The sequence below is a fragment of the Rhizobium sp. 01L419 genome, from assembly GCF_056400025.1.
This window is the reverse complement of record NZ_JBFTSM010000002.1, coordinates 502,302-515,320: the sequence shown is the minus strand read 5'-3', so window position 1 is coordinate 515,320 and position 13,019 is coordinate 502,302. Positions and strand designations below refer to the sequence as shown.

The window sequence follows — 13,019 nt, the reverse complement described above, 5'->3', positions numbered from 1 at the left end:
CATGGGTACTCGCTCGGACAACCTACCTAACTCGCCTGCTTGACGCGCATGTACCACTCCACCAGCCGGCGAACCTGCCGTTCGGTATAATCCCGCGCCACCATGCGCGAGACGAATTCACTGTGTTTCTTTTCGGTTTCGCTATCCTTCTTCGACCCGAAGGAAATGACCGGCAACAGATCCTCGACCTGCGAAAACATCCGCTTTTCGATCACTTCCCGAATTTTTTCATAACTCGTCCAGGATGGGTTCCTGCCGCCATTGGCGGCGCGCGACCTGAGGCAGAACTTGACGATCTCGTTGCGGAAATCCTTTGGGTTGGCGATGCCCGCCGGCTTTTCGATCTTCGTCAATTCCTGGTTCAGAAGTTCGCGGTCGAGCATCTGCCCGGTATCCGGATCCTTGAAATCGGTGTCCTCGATCCAGGCATCGGCATAGTCGACGTAACGATCGAAGAGATTCTGACCATAGTCGGAATAGGATTCCAGATAGGCCTTCTGAATCTCGTTGCCGATGAATTCCGCATAGCGCGGTGCCAGTTCTGCCTTGATGAACTCCATGTAGCGCTTTTCCGTCTCCTCGGAAAACTGCTCGCGGCGGATAGCCTGTTCCAGGACATACATCAGATGCACCGGATCGGCACCGATATCCGTCGTGTCGTGGTTGAATGTCGACGCTAGAACCTTAAAGGCAAAACGTGTCGATATTCCGTCCATGCCCTCGTCGACGCCGGCAGCATCCCGATATTCCTGCACGCTTCTGGCGCGCGGATCGGTTTCCTTCAGGCTTTCGCCGTCATAGGCACGCATCTTCGAAAAGAGATTTGAATTCTCGTGCTTGCGAAGTCGTGACAGGACGGAGAAACGGGCAAGCATTTCCAATGTCGCCGGAGCACATGGCGCACTTGCAAGTTCCGACCCTTCGATCAGCTTCTCGTAGATCTTCTGCTCCTCCATGGCCCTGAGGCAGTAGGGAACCTTGATGACGCAAATGCGGTCGATGAAGGCTTCATTGTTCTTGTTGGCCTTGAAGCTCTGCCATTCCGCTTCGTTCGAATGGGCAAGGATGATGCCCGAGAACGGGATCGCACCAATATTCTCGGTGCCCATGTAATTGCTTTCCTGCGTCGCCGTCAGCAGCGGGTGCAGCATCTTGATCGGCGCCTTGAACATTTCGACGAATTCCAGCACGCCCTGATTGGCGCGGTTGAGACCGCCGGAATAGCTGTAGGCATCGGGGTCGTTCTGCGAATAGTGCTCAAGCTTGCGGATATCGACCTTGCCGACCAGCGATGAGACGTCCTGGTTGTTCTCATCACCCGGCTCGGTCTTGGCGATCGCGATCTGGCGAAGTCGGGACGGCTGGATTTTCACGACGCGGAAGCGTGAGATATCGCCGTCGAACTCGTCGAGGCGCTTGAGGCACCATGGGCTCATCAAGCCGCTGAGGCGGCGGGTTGGAATGCCGTATTGCTCGAGCAACAACGGCCCCATGGTCAGGGGATCGAAGAGGTTGAGGGGGCTTTCGAAGACCGGGCTCAAGTCGTCACCGGCCTTCAGCACATAGATGGGATTGATCTCCATGAGCTGCTTCAGGCGCTCGGCAAGCGAAGACTTACCGCCGCCGACAGGGCCGAGCAGATAAAGGATCTGCTTGCGCTCTTCGAGGCCCTGGGCAGCGTGGCGGAAGAAGGATACGATCCGCTCGATCGTCTCTTCCATCCCGAAGAAGCCTGCAAAGGCCGGATAGGTTCGGATGGTCCTGTTCATGAAGACCCTGCCGAGCCTCGAATCCTTTGCTGTATCGATGATTTCTGGTTCGCCAATTGCGTCGAGGAGGCGCTCGGTGGCATTGGCATAGGCCATCGGATCTTTCTTGCATAATGCCAGATAGTCCGCGATAGACATGTCCGTCTCGCGGCGAGACTCATAGTTACGCGTGAACGCATCGAATAGGGAATTGGTCAGCATAGGCCCTCCTATAAAGGTCTGCCTCAGCGATTTTCGCCTTCGCTAAGTAAGATGGTGCGCCAATGTTACGAAAGATCAAGGGCTCCCGAGACGGAAATAAGACGTGGCTGCCATTCCGGCATCGCTACACAAAAAAGTGCGGGCAGCCCGTCGATTTGATCTCTGAAAATTTACCGGCTCTATAGCTTTGAATCTGCGCCAGGAGTATTATTCGCGCGCGGTTTTGCGAGAATGCCAATCCACTGTCATTCCAATGACGTGAACACGTGACGCCCTGAATAAGCACAATCTGATTCGCCGCTGGCCTGTGCGCTTGTTGGAAGACCCTGCCGAAAAAGACAACATCAGATAGAAATCCACCCATCGGCGCAACCTATAGAATTTGCGACCGTGCCTCGTTTGAGATGGCTAACTCTGTTGCGACCTGTTCGGCTTGCGTGCGGATATCGGGCACGGCGGTGATTTCCCAGAACTGACCGGCCGTCAGAGCGCCGACGGCATAGAGGTTCGTTTGCACCACACCCTCAGAGTTCAACGCCTTCGAATTCCGGTCGACAGAGATTCCGAGGCCAAGCGGATCGGCGGCGACGAAGCCTTGCCGGCGCATCTCCTGCAATAGCGGCGAATGCGCCAGCCCGGCACGTTCCATGCCGGTGCAGTTGACGATCCAATCCACATTAAGGATATCGATCTCACTGCTTCCTCTCTTGCGATATTCGATATCAATCCTTTCGCCGGCGTCGGTGAGCGTTTTGAGATAGCCGGCGTGAAATGCGACGACGCCCTGGTGTCTCAGACGCTGAAAACTGTCGTAAATGTCCGGCGCAACGCGATGACGGTGGACATTCCACCATGGCAGGGCATGCCGCAGAAAGCGCGACCGCTCCGCGGGTGCAAGACCTTGCCAGATCGCCTGCGTTCTCGGCCGCAGCCCATCCATGACGCTTCTCCATGGAGTTCCGGATCGGACCTGCCTCCGGATCCCTCGCAGGATCTGGCTAAGCGTCGCTGTCTTTGTATCGATCTCGACGATTGCTGGCGGTTTGGGATCGCGCGCATGTCCGTGCGGCGCAAGCCCGCGTCGCGAGAGAACATGGATATGGCCGCGATGTCCGTGCGAGCGAAGCCCAAGAACCTGATCGATCATGGTAAGGCCCGAACCCAGGATACAGACGCGGTCCTGCGGACCGACCCGTGTCAGCCAGGACAGGCGCCAGGGATTGTCAATGACATGCGAACGCGTACCAAGACTGAGACCTGTAACATCGACAGGCAATTTCGCATTGCCCAATCCGAGACAGAGCACGACCTGGCGACCGGCGATTTCCCCGCCGTGTTCCAGCAGGAAGCCGAGCGCGCCAGTATAGCGTTCGACACAGCCTGTGGCCTTGGACCTGATGAAATCGACGCGGCAACGGGCTTGATGCCGCAGGAGATCTGCGAGCGTGTCCCTGACATAAAGGCCATAATCGCTGCGCGAGGCAAAATCGGCATCCCGCGACGGCCGGTTCTTGCGACCAAGCCATTCCACGAAGTCGGCTGGTCTGTCCGTAAAGAGGCTCATTCGCGCTGCCGGAACGTTCAGGCGGTGGAGATGCATTTCGGTACGATAGGCCGTGCCTCTGCCGAAGCCCGGATCGTCACCGATGACGGCGATGGACGCCGTCGACGGAAGTTTCCGGACAAGATTGCAGACGACTGCGACCGCAGAGAAGCCGGAACCGACGACAACAACATCATAAATCAAGCGTTCGTTCCATGATTGGCCGCATGAGCACTGATCAATCTAGCGCAGGACGACGAGTTGTCACGGTCCGAAGCATCGCCGCTTCAAGTGTTTATTCCGGGCCCGTTTCCGCTGCCGGCAAATGCCGGCATTTCAGCCATCCGCCTTCGAAGGGCTGAAAGCTGCCCGTTCGATACCATGGCGCTGCAGCTTGTCATAAAAGGTCTTGCGCGGGATGCCGAGTGTTTCGATGGTCCGGCGTACGTCGCCCTCATTGCGGATCAGTGTCTCGCGGATGATATCGGCCTCATAGCGATCGATCCTCGCCGGCAGAGGCAGGAAGGCCTGTTTGTCCTCTCTCCCGTTTTGCTCGGGCTCCGCCGGCGTAGTTTCAAGGCCAAGCACGAATCGCTCGGCAAAATGCGAGAGCTCGCGCACATTTCCCGGCCAATCATGCCCTTTCAGATGACGATGCAGTTCGGGCAAAGCGGGGGGCACCGGGCGCCTGAAGCGGTTGGCGGCGCGTTCGGTGAAGTGGGCAAAGAGAATCGGGATATCGTCACGCCGGTCCCGCAAGGGTGGGATGCTGATCGTCACGACATTGAGGCGATAGTAGAGATCCTCTCGAAAATCACCGCGTTCACGCGGATTGCCGAGATCGACCTTGGAGGCGGCCACGACACGCAAGTCGACGGGCCGGACCTCGTTGGTGCCAAGCGGCATGACTTCGCGCATTTCCAGCACACGCAGCATCTGCACCTGTGCGGACGCCGGCATGCTCTCAATTTCGTCGAGGAAGAGCGTCCCCCCGCTCGAATGTTCGATGCGGCCGATGCGCTTCTTCTGGGCGCCGGTGAATGCACCCGCCTCGTGGCCGAAGAGCTCGCTTTCGATCACCGTTTCCGGCAGGGCGCCGCAGTTCAGCGCCACAAAATTGCCCTTTGCCCGGCGGCTCCAGCGGTGCAGCAGGCTCGCCACCACTTCCTTGCCGCTGCCGGTTTCGCCGGTCACCAGCACGTCGACATCCGTGTCGGCGATCTGCCGGAGCGTCCGTCGCAGGCGCTCCATGGCCGGTGTCTGGCCGATCAGCGGCAGGTCTCCCTGGGCCTGTTCGGCTGCCTCGCGAAGCGAGCGATTGTCGAGCACGAGCCCGCGCTTTTCAGCCGCCCGATGCACGCTCTGCGCCAGCCGATCCGCGGCGAAGGGCTTGGTGATGAAATCATAGACGCCACCCTGGATCGCCTTTACGGCCATCGGGATATCGCCGTGCCCGGTGATCAGGATCACCGGCAGGTCTTGGTCCAGTTGCCGTATGCGGTCGAAGAGTTGCAGCCCGTCGACCTGGGGCATGCGGATATCGGACACGACGACACCGGAGAATTCCGGATTCAGCTCCTTCAATGCTTCCGTAGCGGCGGAAAAGGTCGAAACGGAGAAACCGGCAAGCTCCAGCGTCTGCTTCGTCGCCCTCAGGAGATCCTTGTCGTCATCGATAAGGAAGACCGGGATCATATCGCTCATGCCTGTGCTTTCTGCAGATGGATAGTAAAGCGTGTGCCGCACGCATTGCTTTCGACATCGATGCGGCCACCGTAGTCGGAAACGATATCCTTGGAGATGACCAGCCCGAGGCCGAGGCCCTTTTCCTTCGAGGTGTTGAAGGGCGAAAAGAGTGAGCCGAGGATGTCTTCCGATATGCCGGGGCCGTTGTCTGCGACAGTCACCGTCACCGCGCTGTCCGTCTCCTCGCAGAAGATATCGACCTTTGCTCCCTCCCTGCCGTCCAGCGCTTCCAGTGCATTCTGGAAGAGGTTGATCAGCACCTGCTCCAGACGGATGCGGTTTCCACTCACCTTCAGATCAGCCGGCGGCAGCCTGATATCAAGCGCGTCGAGCCGGCCGGCAAAACGGCTGCGTAGCAACACGAGCGCGCCTTCGATGACGGCCCGCAGTTCCACTGGCTCCGCCGCAGTCCGACCCTTGCGGGCAAAGGCTTTAAGCTCCTCGGTGATGGTTCCGATACGCTCCGTCAGGCCGGCAATCGCATCGAGATTGTCATCGGCCGAGCCCGGCTGCTGTCGTTTGAGGAAAGTGCGGGCATTGTCGGCATAGGCGCGGATGGTCGCCACCGGCTGATTGATCTCATGCGCCACGCCGGCAGCGACCTGCCCGAGAATCGCCAGGCGGTTTGCCTGCACAAGTTCCTGCTGAACCACCTGCAGCCTGGCTTCGGTCGCGCGATGATCCGATATCTCCGCCTGCAGCCGGTCGCGGGCGCGGCTGAGATCGTCCGTCCGCTCCAGCACCCGTCGCTCAAGCTCTTCGCGCGCGGCCCGCTCGGTCGCAATGCGCATGACGGCGACCTGGCGACGGCGCAGCAGGAAGGTCATGATCGCAAGCACCGGAATGAGGCCGGCCAACGTCAGCAACCGCCATTCGCGCACGGAAGAGGCGACCGGCGCTTGGGTCGGCACCAGATATTCGAGTTGCCATGAGGTCGAAGGCACGTCCGTGCGCAGCCGCAGGAACTCGCCCTCCCCGCCTCCCGGCAGGATGGCATGCACGATTGCCGCCCCGGGCCTCAGCGCCTGCCTCTCGACAATCGGCAAGGGCACCAGCGGCGCCTCGCCGAATTGCAGGCTGCTCCTGATCGCCGCGACGCTGTCCTGCGGCAGGAGTTTCGTTGTCATGAAGCGCCATGAGGGCAGACTGGTGATCAGCACGACCCCATGCTCATCGGTGACATAGGCCGGCCGGGCTGCGTCGCGCCAGTCGGATTCCAGCTGGTCGAACTCCATCTTGACGACGACGACACCGAGCGGTGCCGCCGCATCCCCCACCCGCCGGGAAATATAAAGACCGGGCTTGTTGCTGACATTGCCGAGAGCGAAATGCTCCGCCGTGCCCGTCTCCATCGCGCGGCGGAAATAATCACGGAAGGAATAGTCGTTGCCGACAAAGCTCAAGGGTTCCTGCCAGTTGCTGGAGGCAATCGCGATGCCGCTCTTGCCGGTCACATAAAGAACCGAGGCACGGGTGCCGGTAACGAGGCTCTCGAGCTTGCGGTCGAGCCCGATGACGGCGTCATTCCGTTCTGATGACAAAGCGTCACGCACCTGCTGGTCATCTGCAAGGAGGAGCGGCAGAGCCCGCGGCCCTTCGAGCACGGCGCGCAGCAACGCCACCTTGAGATTGGCATCCGTCTGCCCCTGATCCTCCAGTGCTGCAATGGCCTGCAGGCGGCCATAAATGCCGGCGCCATAAAGGGCCATTCCGATCAACACCGCAGCGAGCGCTACGAAGATCAGCCAGAAGGACCGGGAGCGCCGGCGTAGCTGTTCAGGCGTCAGGAAACGTTCGGATGCGGTCAGCTGGAGCATAGCAACATTGTGCATGTTTTCGCACGATCGGCAAATCAATTTGTGCGAAATTCCGCACCTTTGAACCGAATTCTCCATTGCGCCAATAATAATATCAAACACTTATCCCCATTTTGGAAACTGGCACGCGCGTTGCAATTGCGTACTCAGCAGTCGGGAGGCTGTTTGACCATCATGACTTGCCCGCCGCCTATTTGGCGCTCGGCATAGCGGAGGATACCATGGATATCGCAATGAATGCCGCCGAAGCGCGCGGCAAAACTCCCTTTTACCGGCACCTCTATGTACAGGTGCTTGCCGCCATCGCCGCCGGCATTCTGCTTGGCCATTTCTATCCTTCCCTCGGCGCTTCGCTGCAGCCGCTCGGAGATGCCTTCATCAAGCTCGTGCGCATGGTGATCGCGCCGGTCATTTTCCTGACTGTCACCACCGGCATTGCCGGAATGTCTGATCTCAAGAAGTTCGGCCGTGTGGTCGGCAAGGCGCTCGGTTATTTCCTCGTCTTCTCGACGCTGGCGCTTGTCGTCGGCCTCGTCGTTTCCAACGTGTTGCAGCCCGGCGCCGGCATGCATATCGATCCGGCAACGCTGGATACGAAGGCGGTCAACAATTATGCCGCCCAGGCCCATGACGCGACGATCGTCGGCTTCCTGATGAACATCATCCCGGATACGATCGTCGGCGCCTTCGCCAAAGGCGACATCCTGCAGGTGCTGTTCTTCTCGGTCGTCTTCGGCATCGCGCTCGGCTCCGTCGGCGAGCGCGGCAAACCGGTGCTCGACTTCTTCCAGGTTCTGACCGCTCCGGTCTTCCGCCTCGTCGCGATCCTGATGAAGTTCGCGCCGATCGGTGCCTTTGGCGCCATGGCCTTCACCATCGGTAAATATGGTATCGGCGCGATCGCCAACCTCGCCTTCCTGATCGGCACCTTCTATCTGACGTCGCTGCTCTTCGTGCTGGTCGTGCTCGGCGCAGTCGCCCGCTACAACGGCTTCTCCATCCTGGCGCTGCTCCGCTATATCAAGGAAGAACTGCTGCTGGTGCTCGGCACGTCGTCGTCGGAAGCCGCCCTGCCCGGTCTGATGAACAAGATGGAGCGCGCCGGCTGCAAGCGCTCGGTCGTCGGCCTCGTCATTCCGACCGGCTATTCCTTCAATCTCGATGGCACCAACATCTATATGACCCTGGCAGCGCTCTTCATCGCCCAGGCAACGGATACGCATCTGAGCTTCGGCGACCAGATCCTGCTGCTTCTGGTTGCTATGCTGAGCTCCAAGGGTGCCGCAGGTATCACCGGTGCCGGCTTCATCACGCTTGCCGCGACACTCTCGGTCGTCCCCTCGGTTCCGATCGCCGGCATGGCGCTCATCCTCGGTATCGACCGCTTCATGTCGGAATGCCGGGCACTGACGAACCTTGTCGGCAATGCGGTTGCAACCATCGTCGTCGCCCGCTGGGAAAACGAACTCGACCAGACACGTTTTGCCGCCGCGATGGCGGGCGACCTGCGGGATGAGAGCGATCTGCTTGCCCTGGTGGCACAGCCCGCCGAATAGGCACTGACAAGACAAATCCGCCGCCAATCATACGATCGGCGGCGGATTTTTTGATTTCGACGGTCCGGGACACGCCCAGCCGCCAGCAATCTCTCGGAATCAAAGCGCGAGACCGGTGCCTCGGTCGAAGATATGAACCTGTTCGCTGGCGATATTGGCCTCAAAACGGGCGCCGTACCGGGCAGCATAAGCTCCATCCACTACGGCAGTTACAGATTGGCCGGCAAGATCGAAGACGACATGCGTCTGGGCGCCGGTCGGCTCGACGAGCAGGGTCTGCCCGGTAAGCACGTTTCCCTCTTTGCCATCAGGCGTCAGATGCTCGGGGCGCAGGCCGACAGTCACCGCCTGGCCGGGACGGACCTTGCGGTCCGGACCGATGCGGATGGCAGTTCCATCCGAAAGACGCGCGGCCGGCTGACCGTTTTCCCCGTCCACCGTGCCGTCGAGCATATTCATCGCCGGCGATCCGATGAATGCGGCAACGAAGAGGTTGGCCGGTTTCCTGTAAAGCTCGAGCGGCGTACCTTGCTGCTCCACCCTACCCTGATTGAGCACGACGATACGGTCGGCAAGCGTCATCGCCTCGATCTGGTCGTGCGTGACGTAGATCGAGGTCGTCCTGACCTTCTGGTGCAACGTCTTGATTTCCGAGCGCATCTGAACACGCAGCTTGGCATCGAGGTTGGACAGCGGCTCGTCGAACAGGAAGACGGCAGGGTTTCGCACGATAGCGCGGCCCATGGCGACACGCTGGCGCTGGCCGCCGGAAAGCTGGGCCGGCTTGCGGTCGAGCAGCTGGGCGAGATCCAGCATTCGGGCGGCCTCGGCGACGCGGGCCTCGATCTGCGGTTTCCCCACACCGGCGAGCTTCAGATTGAAACCCATATTTTCCGCGACCGTCATATGCGGATAGAGCGCATAGGACTGGAAGACCATGGCGATGTTGCGTTCGCGGGGCGTCATGCCGTTGACGACAGCGCCGCCGATCGCGATCTCGCCGTCCGTGATCTCCTCCAGGCCGGCGATCATACGCAGCAGCGTCGATTTTCCACAGCCAGACGGCCCGACGAGGGCGACGAACTCCCCATCCTCGATGTCAAGCGAAATGCCGTGGATGACGTCAACGGCGCCATAGGCCTTGCGAATATCGTTCAGTGAAACAGATGCCATGATAACACCTCCAATGGCTCGGCTCAGGACTTCACGGCACCGGCAGTCAATCCGGCGATGATGTGTCTCTGGGCGACGAAAAAAACGATGATGGTCGGCAGGATGGTGAGCGTGATGAAGGCCAGCACCAGTTGCCACTCCGTGCCGTATTCGCCGCGATAGACCATGATGCCGAGCGGCCAGGGATATTTGGATTCCGAATTCAGCATGATCAGCGGCAGGATGTAGCTGTTCCAGCTGCCGACGAAGGAGATGATGCTGACGGTGGCGACGATCGGGCGGGAAAGCGGCAGCGAGATATGCCAGAAGAAGCGCAGATAACCGCAACCGTCGACAAAGGCTGCCTGGAACAATTCTTCCGGGAGATTGCGGAAATAATTGCGAAATAGCAGGATGCTCATGCCGAGACCGAAGGCCACCTGCGGCAGCACCACGCCCCAATAGGTATTCAGCAGGCCGAGATCGCGGATGCGGATGAAGAGCGGCAAGATCGCGGTCGCCGCCGGAAACATCAGCCCGAGCAGGAAATAATTGAGCAGGAAGGACGAGCCGAAGAAGCGGACATGGGCAAAGGCGAAAGCCGCCATGGACGAGACGATCAGCGTCAGAAGCACGGTGAGGGCTGCAATGACAAGCGAATTGCCGATCTGCAGCCAGTAGCGTTCGCCGAAGAGAATGTCCGTGTAGTTCGACCATTGCCATTCCATCGGCAGGCCGAACGGGTTGGTGCGCAGGTCGCCCAGCGTCTTGAAGCCGCCGAGCGCGGTCGTCAGCAGCGGCACAAGCACGATCGCCGCGATCAGGCTGAGCGATACGTAGAGATAGATGCGGGTGGACGTGCTCATGCGGATGGAAGAGCTCATATCAGTCATGGCGCATGAATATCCTTTTGTAACCGAAGGCGAGCGTCACGCAGATGACGAAGAGCACGACGCCGACGGCGCTGCCAAGGCCGACCTGCATGCGCATGACGCCATAGGTGTAGAGGAAGGTGACCATCGTCTGGGTGGAGTTGGACGGCCCGCCGCCGGTCAGCGGCATGATCATGTCGAAGAGCTGCAGCGAGCCGACGACGGCAAAGAAGATGGAGAGACGCAGGGTTGAACCGAGCAGCGGCAGCGTGACGTAGCGGAATTTCTGCCAGCCGGTGGCGCCGTCGATTTCGGCCGCCTCCAGCACGCTCTTGTCGACGGATTGCAGGCCGGCGATGAACAGCATCATGTGAAAGCCGAAATATTTCCAGACGATGACCCCGAGCACCGCATAGATCGCCACGTCCTTGTCGGCGAGCACGTAAGGGTTGGCGAAGCCGAAGAAGTTGGAAATGGCGGCAAACAGGCCGTAGTCGCCGTCATAGACGAAGCGCCAGATGAGGCCTGCGGCGACGTCCGCCAGCACATAGGGCAGGAAGAAGATCAGGCGATAGCCGACGACCCCCGGAATGCGGTGGGCAAGCATGGTGGCCAGCCAGATCGCGAGCGGCACCTGGATGCAGATCGAGATGACGATGATCAGGCCGTTATTGACCAGCGCCTGGGTGAAAGCTGCATTGCGGAATAGAACCTGGAAATTGCGGAGCGCGATGAACTCGGTCGGCGTGCCGTAGCCGTTCCACTTGTAAAGGCTGTACCAAGCCGCCTCGCCCATCGGCATGATGACGAAGAGCGTGAAGAGCAGCAGCGCCGGCGGTAGAAAGAGCAACAGCACCGTCAGCCGGTCGTGCGCGACCGAACTCCTGCTGTTTGCGGCTCGTCTTGCCGGCCTTGCGGCACTCGATGTCGGTAGGACTGAAATATTGGCCATGTTCCTGCTTTCGTATCTCGTCGGCAGCAATGCCGGCGCTCCGCTTCTGGCGAGAGCGCCGGGAAGGTCTGCGGGCGCTGGTTATTGCTCCAGTTCGAAAGCGTCCTGGATCATCTGGGCGCCGTCCTTGGAATTCATCTGTCCGGAGACGATTTCCACCGACACGTCGTTGACGACACGGCCGACGGCCGCACCGAGATCCTGGTCGAAAAAGTTCTGATGCCAGGTGGAACCCGCAAGCTGTTTTGCCGATTCGGCAAGCAGCGGGTTGGTGACGCCGTCATCGGCGCCAGCGGCAACGGGTAGAAGCATGCCCAATTTGGCCATCGCCCGCTCGTTCTCCGCATTCGTCAGGAAAGCGAGGAAATCGATCGCTTCCTTCGATGCCTTCTTGGTGACGGCCCAGCCGTTCAAGCCGCCGAGCGTATCGGTTGGCTTGCCGGCGCCGCCTTCGACCGTCGGGAAAGCGAAGCGGCCGATATTGTCGGGTGCGAGACCCTTGCCGTCGCCGGCATTCTTGCGCTGGTTGGCCTCCGTCGCTTCAAAGCCAAGGATGATTGCAGCCTTGCCGTCACCGAAAACGCCAAGCGCCTGCGGCCAGCTCGAACCGAGATAGCCGGGCTGGAAAGGTTCGAGCTTGCCGAGTTCGGCAAGATCGTCACCGGCCTTGATGATCGACGGATCGAGGAAACCTTCGCCTTCGCCGTTCTTGGCCGCTTCGAAGACCTTTTGTCCGCCTTCCCGCATGACGAGATAGCTCCAGTAAAAGTGGATAGGCCATTTCTCGCCGCCACCGCCTGCGATCGGCACGATACCGGCCGCCTTGATCTTCTTCACCGTGGCGAGAAAATCGGCCCAGTTCTTGATGTCCTCGGCTTTGACGCCGGCCTTGGCAAACAGCGCCTTGTTGTAGAAGAAGCTGACCAGCCCGACCTTGTAGGGGATCGCCCAGGTCTTGCTGTCGAAGGTCAGGCCGTCGACCGAAGCCGGGGTATAGGCATTGCGCAATTTGCCGCCATCGGCGTCGAGAGCCGTCGTCACGTCCTGGAGCGCGCCCGTCTCGGACTGCTGCTTCAAGACGCCGCCGCCCCAGCTGAAAAAGAAATCCGGCACGTCGTCAGACTGCAGCAATGTCGGAAGCTTGGCCTTGAAGGCCTCGTTTTCGAGGAACTGCATCTGGATGTCGACGTCGGGATGCTGGGCTTCGTACTTCTTGACGATCTCCTCCCAGGCCGCGACGTTTTTCGGATCGAGTTCGAGATGCAGCCACTTGACCACCGTCGTCGCGGAAGCAGCACCCGCTCCTGCCAACAACATGCCGGCCGTTACGGCCATGGATACGATCCGCCTGCCGCCGAAGGTGGCGTTCTTCAACATAAAATTCATGATTTTCCTCCCAGGGGCCATGTCC

At 59.9% G+C, this 13,019-nt stretch carries 9 protein-coding genes; 1 reads left to right on the top strand and 8 read right to left on the bottom strand.

Annotated elements, in window-relative coordinates; genetic code table 11:
- Positions 1-26: 26 nt before the first annotated feature.
- The 4 genes from AC1DUP_RS06210 to AC1DUP_RS06195 form a co-directional block, all read right to left on the bottom strand.
- Positions 27-1,970, bottom strand: coding sequence for a PrkA family serine protein kinase (locus AC1DUP_RS06210; RefSeq protein WP_113307461.1), 1,944 nt, complete (start codon positions 1,968-1,970; stop codon positions 27-29).
- Between the two features lie 373 nt (positions 1,971-2,343).
- Entirely contained in the window at positions 2,344-3,717 is a 1,374-nt protein-coding gene (locus tag AC1DUP_RS06205) for an FAD/NAD(P)-binding protein (protein WP_113307460.1), read from the bottom strand.
- Positions 3,718-3,849: 132 nt separating this feature from the next.
- Complete coding sequence (locus tag AC1DUP_RS06200; protein ID WP_113307459.1) at positions 3,850-5,217, bottom strand: sigma-54-dependent transcriptional regulator; 1,368 nt, start codon at positions 5,215-5,217, stop codon at positions 3,850-3,852.
- On the bottom strand, positions 5,214-7,091 hold the full coding sequence (locus AC1DUP_RS06195; RefSeq protein ID WP_113307458.1) for a sensor histidine kinase: 1,878 nt from the start codon (positions 7,089-7,091) through the stop codon (positions 5,214-5,216). The genes AC1DUP_RS06200 and AC1DUP_RS06195 overlap by 4 nt, the downstream gene beginning before the upstream one ends.
- 206 nt (positions 7,092-7,297) lie before the next feature.
- On the opposite strand from AC1DUP_RS06195, the gene AC1DUP_RS06190 reads away from it, so the two are divergent.
- Entirely contained in the window at positions 7,298-8,632 is a 1,335-nt protein-coding gene (locus AC1DUP_RS06190) for a dicarboxylate/amino acid:cation symporter (RefSeq protein ID WP_113307457.1), read from the top strand.
- A 99-nt stretch (positions 8,633-8,731) separates the two neighbouring features.
- Here AC1DUP_RS06190 and AC1DUP_RS06185 read toward each other — a convergent pair whose 3' ends face one another.
- From AC1DUP_RS06185 to AC1DUP_RS06170, 4 genes are all read right to left on the bottom strand, one after another.
- Positions 8,732-9,805: a sn-glycerol-3-phosphate ABC transporter ATP-binding protein UgpC gene (locus AC1DUP_RS06185; protein ID WP_113307456.1), complete on the bottom strand. Its 1,074-nt coding sequence runs from the start codon at positions 9,803-9,805 to the stop codon at positions 8,732-8,734.
- 23 nt (positions 9,806-9,828) lie between these two features.
- Positions 9,829-10,677, bottom strand: coding sequence for a carbohydrate ABC transporter permease (locus AC1DUP_RS06180; RefSeq protein WP_113300341.1), 849 nt, complete (start codon positions 10,675-10,677; stop codon positions 9,829-9,831).
- Positions 10,670-11,608, bottom strand: coding sequence for a carbohydrate ABC transporter permease (locus AC1DUP_RS06175; RefSeq protein WP_113300342.1), 939 nt, complete (start codon positions 11,606-11,608; stop codon positions 10,670-10,672). The genes AC1DUP_RS06180 and AC1DUP_RS06175 overlap by 8 nt, the downstream gene beginning before the upstream one ends.
- An 81-nt stretch (positions 11,609-11,689) precedes the next feature.
- Positions 11,690-12,994, bottom strand: coding sequence for an extracellular solute-binding protein (locus tag AC1DUP_RS06170; protein ID WP_113307455.1), 1,305 nt, complete (start codon positions 12,992-12,994; stop codon positions 11,690-11,692).
- Between the last annotated feature and the right edge of the window lie 25 nt (positions 12,995-13,019).

What these genes read in the sequence shown, in the direction of transcription:
- AC1DUP_RS06210 (WP_113307461.1), bottom strand. Translation starts at nt 1,970, where the DNA reads ATGCTGACCAATTCCCTATTCGATGCGTTCACGCGTAACTATGAGTCT.
- AC1DUP_RS06200 (WP_113307459.1), bottom strand. Translation starts at nt 5,217, where the DNA reads ATGAGCGATATGATCCCGGTCTTCCTTATCGATGACGACAAGGATCTC.
- AC1DUP_RS06195 (WP_113307458.1), bottom strand. Translation starts at nt 7,091, where the DNA reads ATGCACAATGTTGCTATGCTCCAGCTGACCGCATCCGAACGTTTCCTG.
- AC1DUP_RS06190 (WP_113307457.1), top strand. Translation starts at nt 7,298, where the DNA reads ATGGATATCGCAATGAATGCCGCCGAAGCGCGCGGCAAAACTCCCTTT.
- AC1DUP_RS06185 (WP_113307456.1), bottom strand. Translation starts at nt 9,805, where the DNA reads ATGGCATCTGTTTCACTGAACGATATTCGCAAGGCCTATGGCGCCGTT.
- AC1DUP_RS06180 (WP_113300341.1), bottom strand. Translation starts at nt 10,677, where the DNA reads ATGACTGATATGAGCTCTTCCATCCGCATGAGCACGTCCACCCGCATC.
- AC1DUP_RS06175 (WP_113300342.1), bottom strand. Translation starts at nt 11,608, where the DNA reads ATGGCCAATATTTCAGTCCTACCGACATCGAGTGCCGCAAGGCCGGCA.
- AC1DUP_RS06170 (WP_113307455.1), bottom strand. Translation starts at nt 12,994, where the DNA reads ATGAATTTTATGTTGAAGAACGCCACCTTCGGCGGCAGGCGGATCGTA.